Source organism: Methyloceanibacter sp. (genome assembly GCF_041573655.1).
In the GTDB taxonomy this organism is placed as follows: Bacteria; Pseudomonadota; Alphaproteobacteria; order Rhizobiales; family Methyloligellaceae; genus Methyloceanibacter.
In genome coordinates this window covers 55341-73054 of sequence record NZ_JBFFQD010000001.1, presented here as the reverse complement: position 1 = coordinate 73054, position 17714 = coordinate 55341, and the positions used below count along the sequence as shown (strand labels likewise).

Annotated in this window: 18 protein-coding genes; 9 read left to right on the top strand and 9 right to left on the bottom strand. The window is 64.1% G+C overall.

Annotated elements, in window-relative coordinates; translation table 11 throughout:
* Positions 1 to 69: 69 nt before the first annotated feature.
* Positions 70 to 819: a Bax inhibitor-1/YccA family protein gene (locus tag ABY454_RS00405; protein ID WP_372928181.1), complete on the top strand. Its 750-nt coding sequence runs from the start codon at positions 70 to 72 to the stop codon at positions 817 to 819.
* Positions 820 to 1080: 261 nt separating this feature from the next.
* Here the strand turns inward: ABY454_RS00405 and ABY454_RS00400 are convergent, their stop codons facing one another.
* The 3 genes from ABY454_RS00400 to acnA all read right to left on the bottom strand — a co-directional run bounded on the left by ABY454_RS00400 (position 1081) and on the right by acnA (position 5329).
* Positions 1081 to 1491: a DUF2794 domain-containing protein gene (locus ABY454_RS00400; protein ID WP_372928180.1), complete on the bottom strand. Its 411-nt coding sequence runs from the start codon at positions 1489 to 1491 to the stop codon at positions 1081 to 1083.
* Between the two features lie 292 nt (positions 1492 to 1783).
* The gene (locus ABY454_RS00395) at positions 1784 to 2557 is read right to left on the bottom strand and encodes a DUF1223 domain-containing protein (protein ID WP_372928179.1); all 774 of its coding nucleotides are present in this window, start codon (positions 2555 to 2557) and stop codon (positions 1784 to 1786) included.
* A gap of 72 nt (positions 2558 to 2629) precedes the next feature.
* Complete coding sequence (gene acnA / locus ABY454_RS00390; protein ID WP_372928178.1) at positions 2630 to 5329, bottom strand: aconitate hydratase AcnA; 2700 nt, start codon at positions 5327 to 5329, stop codon at positions 2630 to 2632.
* Positions 5330 to 5496: 167 nt separating this feature from the next.
* Between acnA and ccmA the strand changes: the two genes are divergently transcribed.
* Genes ccmA through ABY454_RS00365 form a run of 5 tightly spaced genes read left to right on the top strand, consistent with a single transcriptional unit; the run spans position 5497 to position 8576 of the window.
* On the top strand, positions 5497 to 6195 hold the full coding sequence (ccmA, locus tag ABY454_RS00385) for a heme ABC exporter ATP-binding protein CcmA (RefSeq protein ID WP_372928177.1): 699 nt from the start codon (positions 5497 to 5499) through the stop codon (positions 6193 to 6195).
* On the top strand, positions 6192 to 6860 hold the full coding sequence (gene ccmB, locus ABY454_RS00380; RefSeq protein ID WP_372928176.1) for a heme exporter protein CcmB: 669 nt from the start codon (positions 6192 to 6194) through the stop codon (positions 6858 to 6860). Before ccmA ends, ccmB begins: the two co-directional genes overlap by 4 nt.
* A gap of 42 nt (positions 6861 to 6902) precedes the next feature.
* The gene (locus ABY454_RS00375; protein WP_372928235.1) at positions 6903 to 7640 is read left to right on the top strand and encodes a heme ABC transporter permease; all 738 of its coding nucleotides are present in this window, start codon (positions 6903 to 6905) and stop codon (positions 7638 to 7640) included.
* 4 nt (positions 7641 to 7644) lie between these two features.
* Positions 7645 to 7980, top strand: coding sequence for a heme exporter protein CcmD (gene ccmD / locus ABY454_RS00370; RefSeq protein WP_372928175.1), 336 nt, complete (start codon positions 7645 to 7647; stop codon positions 7978 to 7980).
* Positions 7977 to 8576 (top strand): DsbE family thiol:disulfide interchange protein, encoded by a 600-nt coding sequence (locus ABY454_RS00365; protein WP_372928174.1) that lies wholly within the window; start codon positions 7977 to 7979, stop codon positions 8574 to 8576. The genes ccmD and ABY454_RS00365 overlap by 4 nt, the downstream gene beginning before the upstream one ends.
* Here ABY454_RS00365 and ABY454_RS00360 read toward each other — a convergent pair whose 3' ends face one another.
* The 6 genes from ABY454_RS00360 to ABY454_RS00335 all read right to left on the bottom strand — a co-directional run bounded on the left by ABY454_RS00360 (position 8577) and on the right by ABY454_RS00335 (position 14198).
* The gene (locus tag ABY454_RS00360; protein WP_372928173.1) at positions 8577 to 8972 is read right to left on the bottom strand and encodes a MarR family winged helix-turn-helix transcriptional regulator; all 396 of its coding nucleotides are present in this window, start codon (positions 8970 to 8972) and stop codon (positions 8577 to 8579) included.
* Positions 8973 to 9239: 267 nt separating this feature from the next.
* A complete protein-coding gene (locus ABY454_RS00355; RefSeq protein ID WP_372928172.1) occupies positions 9240 to 9839 on the bottom strand; it encodes a septation protein A in 600 nt (199 codons plus the stop codon).
* Entirely contained in the window at positions 9823 to 10791 is a 969-nt protein-coding gene (gene ftsY, locus ABY454_RS00350) for a signal recognition particle-docking protein FtsY (protein ID WP_372928171.1), read from the bottom strand. Before ftsY ends, ABY454_RS00355 begins: the two co-directional genes overlap by 17 nt.
* A complete protein-coding gene (mtaB, locus tag ABY454_RS00345; protein WP_372928170.1) occupies positions 10788 to 12047 on the bottom strand; it encodes a tRNA (N(6)-L-threonylcarbamoyladenosine(37)-C(2))-methylthiotransferase MtaB in 1260 nt (419 codons plus the stop codon). The genes ftsY and mtaB overlap by 4 nt, the downstream gene beginning before the upstream one ends.
* Positions 12048 to 12078: 31 nt before the next feature.
* On the bottom strand, positions 12079 to 12945 hold the full coding sequence (gene dapF, locus ABY454_RS00340; RefSeq protein WP_372928169.1) for a diaminopimelate epimerase: 867 nt from the start codon (positions 12943 to 12945) through the stop codon (positions 12079 to 12081).
* Positions 12946 to 13004: 59 nt separating this feature from the next.
* On the bottom strand, positions 13005 to 14198 hold the full coding sequence (locus ABY454_RS00335; protein ID WP_372928168.1) for an MFS transporter: 1194 nt from the start codon (positions 14196 to 14198) through the stop codon (positions 13005 to 13007).
* Positions 14199 to 14282: 84 nt separating this feature from the next.
* On the opposite strand from ABY454_RS00335, the gene ABY454_RS00330 reads away from it, so the two are divergent.
* The 3 genes from ABY454_RS00330 to ffh all read left to right on the top strand — a co-directional run bounded on the left by ABY454_RS00330 (position 14283) and on the right by ffh (position 17689).
* Positions 14283 to 15482: an amidase gene (locus ABY454_RS00330; RefSeq protein WP_372928167.1), complete on the top strand. Its 1200-nt coding sequence runs from the start codon at positions 14283 to 14285 to the stop codon at positions 15480 to 15482.
* Between the two features lie 285 nt (positions 15483 to 15767).
* Positions 15768 to 16190, top strand: coding sequence for an integron (locus tag ABY454_RS00325; protein ID WP_372928166.1), 423 nt, complete (start codon positions 15768 to 15770; stop codon positions 16188 to 16190).
* Positions 16190 to 17689 (top strand): signal recognition particle protein, encoded by a 1500-nt coding sequence (gene ffh / locus ABY454_RS00320; RefSeq protein ID WP_372928165.1) that lies wholly within the window; start codon positions 16190 to 16192, stop codon positions 17687 to 17689. Before ABY454_RS00325 ends, ffh begins: the two co-directional genes overlap by 1 nt.
* The last annotated feature ends 25 nt before the right edge of the window (positions 17690 to 17714 follow it).

The following is a 17714-nucleotide window of genomic DNA, read 5'->3' as shown; positions in this document are numbered from 1 at the left end:
TAGCCTAAAACCACCATATTTCAGGTCAGAGTGGCTTTCCTGACAAACGCTAGAGAAGGATTTTCGTATATGGCGGAACTCGACAGACGTTATGGGCAATCGGTCGGACGCGCCGACGCTGGCGCCATCGACCAGGGCCTGCGCGCCTATATGATCCGCGTTTACAACTACATGGCGTCCGGAGTCGCCATCACCGGTGTCGTCGCCTATGCAATCTACGCCATGGCCGTGCAACAGGGCGCGGGCGGGCTGGAACTGACCGCGTTCGGCAACTTCATGTTTGCCAGCGGCTTCAAGTGGGTGGTGATCTTCGCGCCGCTCGCCATGGTGTTCTTCCTATCGATGCGCATCGGCTCCATGAGCTTGGGCACGGCCCAGCTATCCTTCTGGGTCTTCTCGGCCCTGATGGGGGCATCGATCTCGTCGATCTTCCTGGTTTATGCCGGCGAAAGCATCGCGCGCGTGTTCTTCATCACCGCGGCATCGTTCGGCGCCCTGTCGCTGTGGGGCTACACCACGAGCAAGGACCTGTCGGGCTGGGGTTCGTTCCTGTTCATGGGCCTGATCGGCATTATCATCGCCTCGCTGGTGAACCTGTTCATCGGTTCGACCGCGCTGCAGTTCGCAGTGTCGGTGATCGGCGTGCTGGTCTTCGCCGGATTGACGGCTTACGACACCCAGCAGATCAAGGAGATGTACAGCGCCAACGACGATGGCTCTATGTCTGGCCGCAAGGCCGTCATGGGGGCTTTGCGCCTGTACCTCGACTTCATAAACCTGTTCATGATGCTGCTGCAGCTCTTCGGCGACCGCCGCTAGGGGCACAAAGCATCCAAAGATGCGAAAAGGCCCCGGCGGAAACGTCGGGGCCTTTGCTTTTCCGGTTTACCCTGGCCTGGCCTGCGGACGGCTCGCATGGGTTGAAAATCGGCGCCGCATCGCCAGATTCGTATCGTGGCGGGTCTTTCCCTCCCCGTCACGAGGTTCCCCCCAGAAGGAACCGGAGAAGCCCCGAGTCCCCCCGTCTCCGGGGCTTCTCTCTTGTCTGGACCTCTCTCAATTCCGATTAAGCGCTGTGAATTAGGCCTCTACGAGGCGAAGGCCCTTATCGAGGGCCCTCAAGACCCGGGCAAGGTCGTGGCCCCGCTTGAGGATCAGCCCCGTGGCTGCGATCACGGTATAGGCGCCCTGGCGGCGCGCCAGCCTCGGGGTCTTCTCGATGCGGTAGAGCGGCATCTCGGACGAGCGCCGGAAAACCGAGAAAACGGCCTTTTCCTTCAGCGTATCGATGGCGTAGTCGCGCCACTCGCCGCTGGCGACCTTCCGGCCGTAGACATTGAGGATTTGGGAGAGTTCCCGGCGATCGAATGAGATGCCGTCGCGCCGGGCGCCCCCCTCGGAGGGGCTCTGTAGGCCGCCAGCCCGGAAGGCCAGCGGCACGACTATGGGTTCCGTTTCGCTCAATCGCGCCTCCTGTAACGGAAGCGTCATGATGACCGCTGGCACCCGGAAATTCAAGCGGCGCGAGCCCCTGACGGACTGTAACAATGCGAAACATAATTCGCGGTTTCGCCCCAGTTCAGTCAAGGGCGCGCCCCAAAAAACCTTATGGTAAACACCGTTGCCTTTCGGCCCGGTCCAACTTGAGAGGGCTTCGGAATCTAAGCCCCCCAGCCCCCCGGGGTCTTCTCTCGGACCGGGCCATTTCTCATCGAAGAGGCAGCTCGAAAGGGTCGGCGACACGCCGGCCCTTTTGTATTTGCGAGGCAGAAAACGGTGGGGGCTAGTCGCGCTCGTAGGCCGCAGCGCCCAGGACCGGACCCGAGCCCTCGACCTGCAACATGGCCACGAGGCAGTCGCCGCCGATGGTCTGGAGATCCTTCAGCGGCAGGCGAAGCGACATCTTCTCGCCCTTCCACATGCCGATCGGCGTGAAATCCCGGACCGGGTGCGAATAGGTGATCTCCTTGCCGCGATTCTCACCGCGGTCGATGGCGACGGTCTCCTGGTCCTTGGCCACCGCGAGCCAGATCGTGGCCTCGCGCATGTCCGAGGTCTCCGGCGCATCGGCGATGTCGACCACGAGGCTTTTACCTTCCGCGCGCATGGACATCGGCACCTTCACGTCGCTGAGCCGCCGTGTGGTCTGCCGCATGGCCATCTCGATCGCGGCCTCGTTGGCGCCGTTCACGTGGGTGATGCCGTCCACCACCACTTGGGGCGTGTAGACGGCGCCGTCGCCGCGCGCGAGCGCGTAGTCGCGCTGACGCTCGCTGTTCTCAGCGCTCGACAGCGTGTCGTGCCAGCCGAGATAGTTCCAGTAGTCGACCGAGAAGGACAGGGTGATCACCCCTGGCTTGTCGCGATACTCGTTCAATAGCGCATCCGCCGGCGGGCAGGACGAGCAGCCCTGGCTGGTGAACAGTTCGATCAGCACGGGCGTATCCGTTGCGAGCTTGGGCTTCTCCGCCCGGCTCGGCACCGAGAACGCGAGCGCCAGAAGCGCGGCGGTACACGCCGCGCCAACAAGCGCTGCAAGAAGGGTGACTAGCCTCATGTCCCTAGAATGCCGGAAACGCCGCTGAATTTCCGGCAAAATCCGCTCGCGGAGGGTCACAACTCAGTGACCTTAAGCGGCTTCCTTCGCGAGCGAGCGAAGGACGTAGTGAAGGATTCCGCCGTTCCGGAAGTAGTCCAGTTCGTCGAACGTATCGATCCGCACCTGGAGCGGTACGGCTCTGGTTTCGCCGCCCGGATAAACGATATCCGCCTCGACCCACTGCCCGGGCTTGAGATCGTTCAGACCCTTTAGCGAGACGGTCTCGCTGCCGGTGAGCCCCAACTTCTCCCAGGACATGTCCTCGGCGAAGACCAGCGGCAGCACGCCCATGCCGATCAGGTTCGAGCGATGAATGCGCTCGAAGCTTTGGGCGATGACCGCGCGCACGCCGAGCAACCGTGTGCCCTTTGCCGCCCAGTCGCGCGAGGAGCCCGTACCGTATTCCTTGCCGGCGAACACCACGAGCGGCATGCCCTCGTCCTGGTAGCGCATGGCCGCATCGTAGATCGCCATGCGCTCTTCGGACGGGTAGTGCACCGTCACGCCGCCTTCGATCCCGGGCACCATCTGATTCTTGATGCGGACATTTGCGAACGTACCGCGCATCATCACCTCGTGATTGCCGCGCCGCGAGCCGTAGGAGTTGAAGTCATGCACGGCGACGCCATTCTCCGTGAGGTAATGGCCCGCCGGGCTGTCCTTCTTGATCGCGCCGGCCGGTGAGATGTGGTCCGTGGTGATCGAATCGAGAAAGAGCCCCAAAATCCGCGCACCGTCAATGTCGGTCAACGCCGCCGGCTCGGCCGACATGTCGGAGAAGTATGGCGGCTCCTGCACGTAAGTCGACTTGGTGTCCCAGTCATAGGTGAGGCCCTCGTCGACCTTGATCGCCTGCCACTCCGGATCGCCGCGGAACACGTCGCCATAGCGTTCCTTGAACATCGATTTCTTCACAGCCTTGCGCACGAGCTTCGCCACCTCCTTCGAGGATGGCCAGATGTCCTTGAGGTAGACGGGGCCGTTCTTGCCGACGCCAAGAGGTTGGGTCTCAAGATCCTTCGTCACCGAGCCAGCAAGCGCGTAGGCCACGACGAGCGGCGGCGACGCGAGATAGTTGGCGCGGACGTCGTGATTGACACGCCCCTCGAAGTTGCGATTGCCCGACAGCACAGAGGCGACCGCTAGACCGTTGTCGTGGATGGTCTTGGAAATCTCTTCCGGCAATGGTCCGGAATTGCCGATGCAGGTGGTGCAGCCATAGCCGACCAGATTGAATCCGAGCTTGTCCAGATCGCCCTGCAAGCCGGCTCTGTCCAGATAGTCCGTCACCACTTGCGAGCCCGGGGCCAGCGAGGTCTTCACCCAAGGCTTGACGCTCAAGCCTTCCTTCACGGCGTTGCGCGCCAGCACACCCGCAGCCACCATTACATATGGGTTCGATGTGTTTGTGCACGACGTGATTGCGGCGATGACCACGTCGCCATGGCCAAGATCGAAATTCTTACCCTCGACGGGCACGCGCTTGTCGGCTTCCGCCGCTTTGCCGTACTCCTTGTCGAGCACTTCGGCGAAGGCGGGCGCGGCGCGGGTCAGCGGCACGCGATCTTGCGGACGCTTCGGCCCCGCGATCGACGGCACCACATCGCCAAGATCGAGTGCAAGCGTGTCCGTGAACACCGGGTCGGGCGTCTTGTCCTTCCGGTAAAGCCCTTGCGCCTTCGCATACGTCGCGACCAGTTCGACGCGTGAATCCTTCCGCGCGGTCGCTTCAAGATAATCAAGCGTCTCCTTGTCGACGGGGAAGAAGCCGCACGTTGCGCCGTACTCCGGCGCCATGTTGGCGATCGTGGCGCGATCCTCCAGCGGCAAATTGTCGAGACCGGTGCCGAAGAATTCCACGAACTTGCCGACGACACCTTTACGCCTCAGCATCTCGGTGACGGTCAGCACCAAATCGGTGGCGGTGACGCCCTCGCGCAACGTCCCCGTGAGCCGGAAGCCCACAACTTCGGGGATCAACATCGAGATCGGCTGGCCGAGCATGGCCGCTTCCGCCTCGATACCGCCGACGCCCCAGCCCAAAACGGAAAGCCCGTTGACCATCGTGGTGTGGCTGTCGGTGCCGACCAGCGTGTCCGGGAAGGCGAGCCTCGTGCCGTTCTCTTTCTTGGTCCACACGGTTTGCGCCAAGTACTCCAAATTGACCTGGTGGCAGATGCCCGTGCCCGGCGGCACCACGCGGAAATTGTCGAAGGCGCCCGCGCCCCAGCGCAAGAACGCGTAGCGCTCGCTATTGCGCAAATATTCCTTGTCGACGTTGAACTGGAACGCCGCGCCCGTGCCGAACGCATCCACCATCACCGAGTGGTCGATAACGAGATCGACCGGCGCCAGCGGATTGATCTTGTGCGGATCGCCGCCGAGTTTGGTGACGGCGTCGCGCATCGCGGCGAGGTCGACCACGGCGGGCACGCCCGTGAAGTCCTGCATCAGCACGCGTGCCGGCCGAAAGGCGATCTCGCGATCGCTTCGCTTGTCCTTCAGCCAATCGGCCACGGCCCGAATGTCGTCGTCGGTGACGCTGCGCCCGTCCTCGTGCCGCAGGAGATTCTCCAGCAGCACTTTGAGCGAGAACGGCAGGCGGCCGATACCGTCGAGACCGGCGGCCTCCGCCTTCTTCAAATCGAAATAGTCGTATTCGCGCTTGCCGACTTTGAGCGTGCGCCGGCACTTAAAGCTGTCAAACGAGGTCGAAACCGCCGATGTCAATGAAATCTCCTTCGAGAGCCCGCGAAAAGCGGGCTGGTCCCAGCTAATTATTATGCAAAGACGCAGTCGATCTTGCGCGAAAAGCTGCTTGTTCCCGCGCCCGGGCGTCCTGGCCTTTTGGTTACGTGCTCTTGGCCCACTATAAAAGCCCTTGCGGCAACGAGACAATGACGCGAAGAGACGCGTCTGAACCCCTGAACGAGGCCAATCGCCTCTACTTTAAGCGAAAAGATCCCATGCCATCGCCCTGCTCTGTCAGCCTGGAAGCCAGTGCCATCGCCTGCGAGCGCGGGCAGCGGATGCTGTTCGAGGGGTTGAGCTTCGCGCTTGCCCCCGGCGAGGCGCTGCTGGTGCGTGGCCCCAACGGCGCCGGGACAACGAGCCTCTTGCGCCAGTTGGCCGGCCTGCTGCCGCTAGCGGCGGGGACACTTTCGGCGCCCGGGGCGGATGACGACACGCCCCTCTCCGAGCTTTGCCACTATGTGGGCCACCTCAATGCGGCCAAGAGCGCCCTCACGGTTGAGGAGAACCTCGCCTTCTGGGTGGACTTCTTGGGCGACGGTGCGGTCGATCTCGACGGCGCGCTTGGCTCATTCGGCCTTGAAGACCTCGCCAACCTCCCCGCCGGCCTGCTCTCGGCAGGGCAGAAACGAAAGCTCGCCCTGTCACGGCTGTTCGCCGCATCCCGCCCCATCTGGCTGCTCGACGAGCCGTCCGTCTCGCTCGACACCGCCGCGGTGAAGCACCTCGACGCCGCCATCCGCGCTCATCTCAAAGGGGGTGGCATCGCCGTCGTCTCCACCCATGTGCCGCTGAAAACGAAATTCGCGCACCAACTCACCCTCGGGCTCGAGGAGGCAGCATGAACGCAAGCCTCGCCCTTCTCGTCCGCGATGTGCGGCTAGCCTGGCGCGAAGGCGGCGCAATCAGCGTTGCGCTCGGCTTCTATCTCGTGGTCGTCGCCATCACCCCGTTCGGGCTCGGCCCCGATCTCAATCTGCTGGCCCGCATCGCGCCCGGCATGTTGTGGGTGGCGCTGCTCCTGGCCGCGCTGCTGTCCGCCGACCGCATCTTTCACAACGACTATGAGGACGGCACCTTAGATGTGCTCACAAGCGGCCCCCTGCCATTGCCGCTTGTCGCAGGCATCAAGGCCCTCGCACATTGGATCACGACGGGTGTGCCGCTCGCTTTGCTCGCCCCCGTGCTCGGGCTTCTTCTGAACTTGCCGCTCGACGCCATGCCGCTGCTGGTGCTGGCGATGCTTGCAGGCACCCCCGCCGTCAGCTTCATTGCCGGCATCGGCGCCAGCCTAACGCTCGGCTTACGGCGCAGCGGCCTGCTTCTTGCGCTTCTGGTGTTACCGCTTTACGTGCCGATCCTGATCTTCGGCGTGTCCACCGTCTCGGCGGCGGTTGTCGGGCCCGGTTCCCCCTGGCCGCCCTTCCTCATGCTCTGCGCGCTGAGCCTTGCCAGCATCGTGCTCGCACCGTTTGCGGCCGCGGCGGCGTTACGCACCGCGCTTCGATAGGCCCCATTTGCGCATGGCAGCCAAAGCCTCTAGATGAGCCCCATGATCAGCCTCGCCAACCCAACGCGCTTTCTGCAACTCGTCGATGCGGTCGTGCCCTGGCTCTCGGCCCTTGTCATCGGCCTTCTCGGAATTGGGCTCTACCTCGCGTTCTTCGCGGCGCCGCCCGACTATCAGCAGGGCGAAACGGTGCGCATCATGTTCATCCACGTGCCCGCCGCGTGGGTCGCCATGGGCTGCTACGCAGTGATCGCCATCGCGGCGCTCGGCACGCTGATCTGGCGCCACCCGCTGGCCGACGTTGCCGCCAAGGCCGCGGCACCCATCGGCGCCACCTTCACCTTTATCGTGCTCGTTACCGGGTCGCTGTGGGGCAAGCCGATGTGGGGCACCTACTGGGTGTGGGATGCGCGGCTCACCTCGCTACTCGTGTTGTTTCTCCTCTACCTCGGACTGATCGCCCTATGGCAGACCATCGAGGAGCCGGGACGCGCCGGGCGCGCCACGGCCATACTGGCACTCGTGGGAGCCATCAATCTGCCCATCATCAAGTTCTCGGTGGACTGGTGGAACACGTTGCATCAGCCGGCGAGCGTGTTCCGCGCCGACGGGCCGACAATTGACCCCGCGCTGCTCACGCCACTCTTCGTGATGGCCGCTGCATTCCTCGCGCTGTTCGTGCTGCTGCATCTCATCGCCATGCGCGCGGAGATCTTGCGCCGTCGCGTACGCGCGCTACAGCAAACGCAAGTTGTGCGCGCTGCCGTGGCTGGGGCTTAAAGACATGATCGATCTCGGGCCGCACGCAAACTTCATTATTGCCGCCTATGGCGTCACGGCACTCGCGCTCGGCGCGCTGGTAGTGGCGACGTTCGCCGACGACCGTGAACAGCGGCGTAACCTCGCCGATCTGGAGCGCAAAGGCATCCGACGCCGCTCAGCCGCAAAACCCGCCAAACCGAAAGTGACATCACCGAAAGTCACATCGAAGAAGGTCGCATCAAAGACCGCTAAGAAGCGCACCACGAAGCGCAAGTCGTCTACGCCTGCAAAGCGCAAGTCGTCTGCGTCCACAAAGCGCAAGCCTGCGCGCAAGCGCACCCGAAAGACGCGGTCGTGACGACGCCCGCGAAGCCGGCCGCAGCACGGCGCCGCTGGGGAACGATTCTTCCGTTCGTCGTCTTCGCCGGCCTCGCCGGACTTTTTTGGTACGCACTTCAAACGGGCGATCCATCGCGCTTGCCGTCCGCGCTCATCGGCAAGCCCGTACCGGACTTTACGTTGCCGCCGCTCGACGGCCTCAAAGCCACTGACGGGTCCACCATGAAGAGCTTCGACGCGGCCGACCTCGCAGCAGGCAAGCCCACAATCGTCAACGTGTTCGCGTCGTGGTGCGTGCCGTGCCTAGAGGAACATCCGATGTTGATGGCCCTCGCAAAGCGAGGAGATTTGCGCATCTACGGCATCAACTACAAAGACGCCCCGGCATCCGCCCGGCGCTTTCTGGGCCGCTACGGAAATCCCTATTCGCGCGTGGGTGCCGATGCGTCGGGACGCACGGCGATCGACTTCGGTGTGTACGGTGTGCCGGAGACCTTCGTGATCTCGGCGGACGGAAAGATCGCGCACCGCCATGTGGGGCCCCTCACCGAGGAAGCCATCACGGCAAAAATCCTGCCGCTCATGGACACGCAACCGTCCGCGCGGCCGGAGTGATTACTCCTCGCCGTCGCCGACAATCTTGTTGAGAGATTCCAGAAAATCCTGCCGCTTGGCGGGCGGCAGACTGGCAAGGAGCCGCACGTCCGCGGCAGCGGCGGCGGGCTGCGCCTCGCGCAGTGCCTTGTCGCCTTGCGCGCTGATCTTGATGGCATAGGCGCGGCCGTCGTCTTTGGCCCGGCGGCGCTGAATCATGCCGCGGCTAAGAAGGCGCGCCACGATGTCCGCCAATGTCGAACGATCAATTCCTGTTCGCGCGACCAAGTCACTCTGCGTGAGGCCTTGGTTCTGTGCGACCACAGTCAGAACCGCAAATTGGCGCGGCGTCAGGCGACCGGTACGCGCCTCAGCTGCGAAGATATCCGCGGCGCGCTGACCAGCCCGGTGCAGCAAGTGCGTTGCTGAACGGTCCAGAGTATTGCCAGTTTTTCCCATATCGAATGTCGATCTCTCGGCAGCTTCGCCGTTTCCGGCCGCTGCGAGGCCCCTTTCTACAACTCCAAATCGGTATCAGCAAACGCATGGTTGCAGGAGTTTTCCTGTCATGAAAACACCATCACTCACAGCAAACACCGACACACTCTCCGGTATATCGGGGGCGGACGCCGCGCTCACAAGGCGGATGCAACAAGAAAGGCATGAAGTTTTCGAGCACGGCTCCTAGTCGGAGCCGTTCTCCTCCGGCACGCCGTAGCGCTGCATCAGAGGGACTTGTGCCATGGCGAAGATCAGCGTGATCGGCAGGAAGCCGAACGCCTTGAAGCTCACCCAAATATCGGTGGAGAAATTGCGCCAGACGAATTCGTTCAGCACGGCCATCAGCACGAAGAACACAGCCCAGCGCACCGTCAGCTTCCGCCAACCCTCGTCGGTGAGATTGAGCACCGGACCGAACAGGAACGCCAGCAAATGCTTGCCGGTCGCGAGTCCGGCCAGCAGCAGCGCCGCGAACATTCCGTAGACAATGGTCGGCTTGAGCTTGATGAAGCTCTCATCCTGCAAATAGAGGGTGAGCCCGCCGAAGATCATGACGATGACGGCGCTGACCAGCGGCATCACCGGCACCTTGTGATACAGCCACCACGCCAAACTCAGAGACACCACCGTCGCCACCATGAAGGCGCCGGTGCCGGCGAAGATGCCATAGGCGGCGTTCACACCGAAAAAGACGAGCAGCGGCCCGATCTCGATGAGGAGCTTGGCAGCGACGGACTGCTCTGAGTCCTTCTTAGGTGTTTTTTGTTCAGGCCGCGGCGTCATTCTCGCGTCCTGCTCCGGCGATGGCACGAGCGAAGTCGTGCGCGTCGAACGGCTCGAAGTCCTCGATTCCCTCGCCTACGCCAATGGCATTGATGGGCAGCCCGAAGCGTTCGGCAATCGCCACCAAGATGCCGCCACGCGCGCTGCCGTCGAGCTTGGTGACGACAAGATTGGTCACGCCGGCGATCTCCTGAAATGTCTGCACCTGGCTGATCGCGTTCTGGCCAGTGGTGGCGTCGAGCACGAGCATCACCGTGTGCGGTGCGTTCTCGTCGAGCTTCTTCAAGACGCGCACGATCTTGGCGAGTTCCGCCATGAGGTCGCCCTTGTTCTGCAAGCGCCCGGCGGTGTCGATCAGCAGCACGTCTGCGCCTTCGGTCTTCGCGAGCTCCAAGGCCTCGTAGCCAACGCCCGCCGGGTCGGATCCGACGTCCTGCGCGACCACTTCGGCACCGACGCGCTCGCCCCAGATCTTCAGCTGATCGATGGCGGCCGCACGAAATGTATCCGCCGCGGCTAGCATCACACGCTTGCCCTCTCGCGCGAATAGATGCGCAAGCTTGCCGATTGTCGTGGTCTTGCCGGTGCCGTTGACGCCGACCACCAGGATCACATGCGGCTTGGCGGTCTCATCCAGCTTCAAAGGTTCCGCGACCGGCTCCAGCACGCGCGTCACCTCGTCCGCCAGCACCGCGTGCACGTCGTTATCGGTAAGCCCCTTGTCGTAGCGGCCGCGCGACAGCGCCTCGCGAATCCGATCGGCCATGGCGACGCCGAGGTCGGCCTTGATGAGCACCTCTTCGAGCTCATCCAGCGTCTCGTCGTCCAGCTTACGCTTGGTGACGACACTCGAGAGATTTTCGGTCAGCGAGTTCGAGGTGCGCGAAAGCCCCGCCTTAAGCTGGGTGAACCAGCCCGTTTTAGGCTCCGGCTGCGCCGGGGTGTCATTCACTGGGCAGCCTCCGCAAGCAGCGCCCCGCCGTCATCGCCCGAGACGACCGCATCGACGAGCGCGCCGGCGCTTGCAGCACAAGGATCGAGCCGCACGGGCGTGAAGTCCGGCGAGCGCCCCTGTTGCTCCGTCTCCATAAGCACCTGGATGTGCCGGCCCTTGGCGCTTTCAAGATGCGACTTCAGGGCCGCAACGCCCTTTTGACGAAGTGCGCGGGCACGTTCGGCGACGACAGTGCCGTTCACCTGCGGCATGCGCGCGGCGGGCGTACCCTCCCGCGCGGAGAACGGAAACACGTGGAGGAAGGTCAGTCCGCAATCGTCCACGAGGCGAAGCGAGTTGGCGAACATCTCGTCCGTCTCGGTGGGAAAACCGGCGATGATGTCCGCACCGAACACAATGTCGGGCCGCACACGGCGCATGGCCTCGCAGAACGACACGGAGTCGGCGCGCGCGTGACGCCGCTTCATGCGCTTCAAGGTGAGGTCGTCGCCTGCCTGCAGCGACAAATGCAGATGCGGCATCAGCCGCTCTTCTTCGGCGATAGCCTTGATGAGATCGGGATCGGCCTCGACGGAATCGATGGACGACAGGCGCAAGCGCGGCAGCTCCGGCACAAGCTTCAACACCGTGCGCGTGAGTTTGCCGAGCGTCATGGCGCCGGGAAGGTCCGCGCCATAGGCTGTGATGTCGACGCCCGTCAGCACGATTTCCGCGTAGCCGTTTTCGACGAGGCGCCGCACTTGCGCGACAACTTCACCCGCCGGCACAGAGCGCGAGGGTCCGCGCCCGAAGGGAATGATGCAAAACGTGCAGCGATGATCGCAGCCATTCTGAATCTGCACATAGGCCCGCGCGCGATTGCCGAAGCCCTCGATGAGATGACCGGCAGTCTCCGTCACGGACATTATGTCGTTGACGGCGATCCTTTGGGTGTCGCCGGTTCCGAGACCGCGGAACGTCTTCGCCTCGAGCTTCTCCTGATTGCCGACGACGCGGTCCACCTCGTCCATTTGCGCGAACTGATCCGGATCGATCTGCGCCGCGCATCCCGTAACGACAATCTTGGCGCCGGGACGCGTGCGTCGCGCCTTTCGGATCGCTTGCCGCGCTTGTCGCACGGCCTCGCCCGTCACCGCGCAAGTGTTGACGATCACCGCGTCGGTAACCCCTGCGGCGTTCGCATGCTCGCGGATGACTTCGGACTCATAAGCGTTCAGCCGGCAACCGAAGGTGATGATGTCGACATCAGACATGAGCGGCTTCTAACACGAAATCCAAGATGCGTCAGACCCCGGCAGGCGCGACCAAGCGCTCCGGCAGGGTCCCCTCGAAGTCGAGGGCGTAGGGCCCGGTCATCAACACATGGCCGTCCGCCTCGCGCCATTCGATCACGAGATCGCCGCCCGGGAGCGAGACCTTGACGTTTCGGTCCGTCAGCTCGCGGCGGACCGCCGCAACCGCAGAGGCGCAGGCGGCCGTGCCGCAGGCGCGCGTGAGCCCCACACCCCGTTCCCAGGTTCGCAGTTTCACGTGGCCCGGGCTCAGCACCTGGGCCACGGAGATGTTCGCGCGCTCCGGGAATAGCGGGTGATGCTCCAGCATCGGCCCGACCCGGGCGAGATCGATGGCCTCAACGTCGTCGACGAAGAAGATGGCGTGCGGATTGCCGACATTGACCACGGCGGGAGAATGCAGCACCGGCGCATCGATCGGCCCGGCCTGAAGCTCGATGCGGCGTGTGTCGTGGAACTCCTCGGCGAGCGGGATCTCGTCCCAGCGAAGACGTGGCGCCCCCATATCGATGGTCACCTGGCCGTCGCCTGGGACCGCAGCGCCGAGCACCTGGTCTTCCGTCTCGATGGTGACCTGCGGCTTGCCCTGCTCCTCGGCGATCACCGCCGCCACGCAGCGCGCGGCGTTCCCGCAGGCCGCCACTTCGCCGCCATCGGCGTTCCAGATCCGCATGAACACGTCGGCTTGGCTGGACGGCTCCAGCGCGATGAGCTGATCGCAGCCAATGCCCTCCTTGCGGTCCGCAATGGCCTGGACGGCCTCCGGCGAAAGCGCGAGCGCGCCTGACCGCGCGTCGACCACGACGAAGTCGTTGCCGAGCCCGTTCATCTTGCGAAAGCCGCGCGTGTTCGTATCCATGACCAAATCCAATTCCTGCCGCCTCTATAGCACCGGCGCGGCGGGAGCGCCTCCACGCCTCATGCGGCGGCCTTGCGTCCCGCGCCAAGGACTGCAAAGGCGATCAGCGCGGCGGCCGCAAATCCTGCGCCCACCAGAAACGTCGCCGTTGGCGATACCACTGCCCATAGGATTCCGGCGGCGATGCTGGCCACCAGCGCGGCCAGCCCCGTGATCAGGCCGAAAATTCCAAACGCCGTACCGCGTAGCCGCGCCGGGGCGGCTTCAGCGACGAGGGCGGAGAGCACGCCTTGCGTGAGCCCCATATGGAGACCCCACAAGCCGATGCCAAGGAAGATCGCCGGCAGTCCCTGCCCAAAGGCGAGCACAAGGTCCGCAGCGATCAGCGCGGCAAGGCCGGCGATCAGCAAAGGCTTTGCCCCGAACTGGTCCTGGAGACGCCCCGCCGGATAGGCACTCACCGCAAAGACGAGGCTCATCACCGCAATGACCGCAGGCGCCAGCGCCAGCGCCAGCCCGGCGTCATGGGCGCGGATGATGAGAAAGGCTTCCGAGAACCGCGCCAGGGTGAACACCGCGCCCGCCGCCACCACGAACCAATAGAAGCGGCCGAGCTTCCAGATCTCGTCCCGTCTGATGGGAACGCGCGCGCTCCGTTCGGCCGGCGCCGGCTCTCTGACGAAGAAGACCAGGATGGCGACGGCGAGCGCAGCCGGGATCACCGCGAACCACAGCACCGTGCGGATATCGTCGTTGAAGAGGAGCATCAGTCCGATGGCGAGCAGCGGGCCGATGGTTGCGCCCACCGTATCGAGCGACTGGCGCAGGCCGAATGCCGCACCGCGCTGCGCAGGCGCCGTCACGTCGGCCACCAGCGCATCGCGCGGCGCCCCGCGAATGCCTTTGCCGATGCGGTCGAGGAACCGCGCCAGCGCCACGAGCCAGACCGCATGGGCGATCGGGAACAGCGGCTTGGTGATGGCGGCGAGCCCGTAGCCGGCGACGGCGAGGGCCTTCCTCCGCTGCAGCGTGTCGGACAGCCAGCCGGAGAACACCCGCGCGATATAGGCGGTCGCCTCGGCAATGCCCTCCACCACGCCGAGCACGATGGGGCTCGCGCCCAAGGTCACCACCAGAAATAGCGGCAGCAGTCCATGGATCAGCTCCGAGGAGATATCCATGAACAGCGAGGTGAAGCCGAGCGCCCAGACCGTTCCCGGCAAGCGCGTGCGCGATGTGGCCTTGGCACTCAATGAAGGGCCTGCTCCGAAGCGTTGCGAAGTGCTCACTTATATGGCGTTCTGTCCCTTAGAACAGTTCCGTAAAAGGAGAGGCCCATGGTCTCCGTTCCAGGCAACGACCCGGTCCACGCTCTCGTCCCCCATACGCTGGAAGAACCGCTTATGGGCGCGAACGAGGGCCCGCTCATAGGGCTCACCTTCATGGTGAAAGACCTGTTTGCCATCAAGGGACGGAAGGTTTCCAACGGAAACCCGGACTTCTACGAGCATGCCAGCCCGGCGAGCGAAACGGCGCCAGCGATCACGCGGCTGCTTCAGGCCGGCGCGTCGTGCACGGGCATCACCATTTGCGATGAGTTCTTCTACAGCGTGCTCGGCACCAACGCCCATTACGGCCAGCCGGTGAACGCGCGCGCGGGCCGCTATGTGACCGGCGGGTCGTCCTGCGGGTCCGCGGCAGCTGTCGCCGCCTCCATGTGCGACTTCGCGCTCGGCTCCGACACGGGCGGATCGATCCGCGTGCCCGCCTCGTTCAGCGGCTTGTTTGGCTTGCGTCCAACACATGGGCGCATCGCCATGGGAGGTGTGACGCCCATGGCGCCGAGCTATGACACGGTTGGCGTTCTCGCCCGTGACGCGGAGCTGTTTCGAAATCTCGGCCACGTCCTGCTGGAAGGTGACCGCGTCGATGCACCCATCGAGCGGCTGATCCTTGCCCGGGATATCGTCGATTACTCCGAGGCCAGCACCGACCAGCTCCTGTGGCGGACACTCGATAAGCTTGGAGACGTGATCCCCAAACCCGTCCACGCGGACATTGCGGGCGAGACCATCGAGGCCTGGCGCAAGGCCTTCGCCACGATTCAAGGCTTCGAGATCCAGTCGACGCTGCTCCCCTTCGTGCAGTCGCACAATGTCGAGCTCGGGCCCGGCATTAACGAGCGCTTCGAAATCGCCGCGAACGTCACCTTCGAGGAGGCGGAGGCGGCGCGCGGCGTTCGGACCCAAGTGGCCGAGCATTTACGCTCCATCGTGACGCCCGGCACGGCCATCGTGCTGCCCACAACGCCAACGCTTCCGCCCGAAAGGGACATCCCCGACGGCGCCTCCTTCGCCGAGTTCCGCACGGTGACCCTGCGAAGCACCTGCTCGGCCGGCCACGCCGGCCTGCCCCAGGTCTCGGTGCCCATGGGCGAGGCCTCGGGCTGCCCCGTGGGACTGTCGTTCATCGGCTGGCAAGGAGGCGACGAGGCCCTGCTCGACCTTGCCGCCAAGCTCTCCCCGCACTTGACTTAAGCGCGCCTAAGGACGACAGTCCGGCCGAAATTCAGGCAGCTCCTTAACCGAGCCGCCACCCTGATCGGGGTCCTCTCAAATGCGCTCAAGTAGCGCGAAGCGCGGTAGCGCACCGAGAAGACTAGGCAGGGGGGTCAACACCCGTCAGCGCGATGCGCCCACGGGTGCGTTTTTGCTTTGTGCTACCGGCCTTTGGCCTACTTGAGCGCAGTTTTCGTTGCGCTACCGGCCTCTGGCCTACCTGAGCGCAGAATTGCTTTGCACGTCCTCTTGGGAGGCGAAGACATGGATGGAACACGCAAATTGCGCCTCGCTGGCATCCTCGCCACGCTGGCATGTCTCTGCCTGCCTTTGGCTGCGGTGGGCCAGCAATCGCACATCCCCGTCATCGCCGGGCAAGACGGCCCGGACTACGACGCCTGTGGCTCCCAAGGCGTAGTGCGCGGGCTCGATCCGAAGGGCGACGGCTTTCTCGCCGTGCGCGCCGGGCCGAGTTCCCAATACGCCATGGTGGACAAGCTCAATAACGGCACCGTCCTCAACATCTGCGATCAGAGCGGCAAAGGCGGCAATTGGCTCGGCGTCGTCTATTCCCACGAGACCATGGACTGCGCCGTCGGCACGCCTTGGCCGCGTGCGGGCGCCTATAACGGTCCATGCCTGTCCGGCTGGGTCTATCGCAAATTCGTCGCGGACCTCGCCGGCTGATGTTCGAGACCCTTTCAGACCGCCTCTCCGGCATTCTCGACAAGCTCACGCGCCGCGGCGCGCTGAGCGAGAATGACGTCTCGGAGGCCATGCGCGAGGTGCGCCGCGCCCTGATCGAGGCGGACGTGGCCCTCGACGTGGTGCGCTCCTTCACCGACCGGGTGAAGCAGAAAGCCATCGGCCAGGATGTCGTTAAATCGGTGACGCCCGGCCAGATGGTCATCAAGATCGTCAATGACGAGCTGGTGCGCATGCTGGGCTCGGACGCACAAGGCATCGACCTCGCCGCCACGCCGCCCGTCACGATGATGCTGGTCGGCCTGCAAGGCTCCGGTAAGACCACCACCACCGCCAAACTCGCACACCGGCTGACCACGCGAGACAAGCAAAAGGTCATGATGGCCTCGCTCGATACGCGCCGTCCGGCCGCGCAGGAGCAGCTTCGCGTGCTTGGCGAACAAGCCGATGTCGCCACGCTCCCCATCGTCGAAGGCCAGAGCCCGACGGAGATCGCGACGCGCGCCATCAAAGCCGCAAAGCTCGGCGGCTTCGACGTGCTGCTGCTCGATACGGCCGGCCGCACGCATATCGACGAAGAGCTGATGGCCGAGACGGCCGCCATCGAAAAGATCGCGCAGCCGCACGAGACGCTGCTCGTCGCCGATGCGCTGACCGGTCAGGACGCGGCGAACCTCGCCAGGAACTTCGGCGAGCGCGTGGACCTCACCGGCATCGTGCTGACCCGCGTCGACGGCGATGCGCGCGGCGGCGCTGCGCTGTCCATGCGCGCGGTCTCGGGCAAGCCCATCAAGCTGATTGGCATCGGCGAGAAGATCGACGCGCTCGAAGAGTTTCATCCTGACCGCATCGCGGGCCGCATTCTCGGCATGGGCGACGTGGTCGGCCTTGTCGAGAAGGCCATCGAGACTGTCGAGATCGACAAGGCCGAGGCCATCGCCAAGAAGGTCAAGAAGGGCGCCTTCGACCTGGAAGACCTCGCCGAGCAGTTGAAGCAGATGCAGAAGATGGGCGGCATGGGCGGCGTGCTCTCAATGCTGCCCGGCATCGGCAAAGTTAAGAAGCAGCTCGACGCCGCGAACCTTGATGAAAGTATATTCAACCGCCAGCAGGCGATCATCAGCTCGATGACGCGCGCCGAACGCAAGACGCCAAAACTGCTGAACGCCTCGCGCAAGAAACGCATCGCCGCGGGCTCCGGTACGAGCGTGCAGGACATCAACAAGCTGGTGAAGATGCATCGCCAGATGGCCGACATGATGAAGGCCATGGGCAAGAAGCGCGGCGCCCTTTCCGCACTGTTCGGCGGTGGTGGCGCACCCGAGATGCCGGCCGACATGCCCCAGGGCGGAGAGCTGCCGGCGAATTTTCCAGGCCTTCCATCTGGAGGTCTGCCCGGCGGACTGCCGCCAGGGCTACCGGGCCTTCCGGGCAATTTGCCGCCCGGCCTTCCGGGCCTGCCGAAGAAAAAGAAACGTTGAACCCTTTTGTTTGAGATCACCTAGG

Excerpts from the sequence above, each read along its gene's own strand:
- dapF (WP_372928169.1), bottom strand. The coding sequence starts at position 12,945 with ATGGATACGAACACGCGCGGCTTTCGCAAGATGAACGGGCTCGGCAAC.
- ccmA (WP_372928177.1), top strand. The coding sequence starts at position 5,497 with ATGACGCGAAGAGACGCGTCTGAACCCCTGAACGAGGCCAATCGCCTC.
- ABY454_RS00375 (WP_372928235.1), top strand. The coding sequence starts at position 6,903 with ATGATCAGCCTCGCCAACCCAACGCGCTTTCTGCAACTCGTCGATGCG.
- mtaB (WP_372928170.1), bottom strand. The coding sequence starts at position 12,047 with ATGTCTGATGTCGACATCATCACCTTCGGTTGCCGGCTGAACGCTTAT.
- ABY454_RS00330 (WP_372928167.1), top strand. The coding sequence starts at position 14,283 with ATGGTCTCCGTTCCAGGCAACGACCCGGTCCACGCTCTCGTCCCCCAT.
- ffh (WP_372928165.1), top strand. The coding sequence starts at position 16,190 with ATGTTCGAGACCCTTTCAGACCGCCTCTCCGGCATTCTCGACAAGCTC.
- ABY454_RS00400 (WP_372928180.1), bottom strand. The coding sequence starts at position 1,491 with ATGACGCTTCCGTTACAGGAGGCGCGATTGAGCGAAACGGAACCCATA.
- ABY454_RS00355 (WP_372928172.1), bottom strand. The coding sequence starts at position 9,839 with ATGACGCCGCGGCCTGAACAAAAAACACCTAAGAAGGACTCAGAGCAG.
- ABY454_RS00325 (WP_372928166.1), top strand. The coding sequence starts at position 15,768 with ATGGATGGAACACGCAAATTGCGCCTCGCTGGCATCCTCGCCACGCTG.
- ABY454_RS00395 (WP_372928179.1), bottom strand. The coding sequence starts at position 2,557 with ATGAGGCTAGTCACCCTTCTTGCAGCGCTTGTTGGCGCGGCGTGTACC.
- ABY454_RS00405 (WP_372928181.1), top strand. The coding sequence starts at position 70 with ATGGCGGAACTCGACAGACGTTATGGGCAATCGGTCGGACGCGCCGAC.
- ccmB (WP_372928176.1), top strand. The coding sequence starts at position 6,192 with ATGAACGCAAGCCTCGCCCTTCTCGTCCGCGATGTGCGGCTAGCCTGG.
- ccmD (WP_372928175.1), top strand. The coding sequence starts at position 7,645 with ATGATCGATCTCGGGCCGCACGCAAACTTCATTATTGCCGCCTATGGC.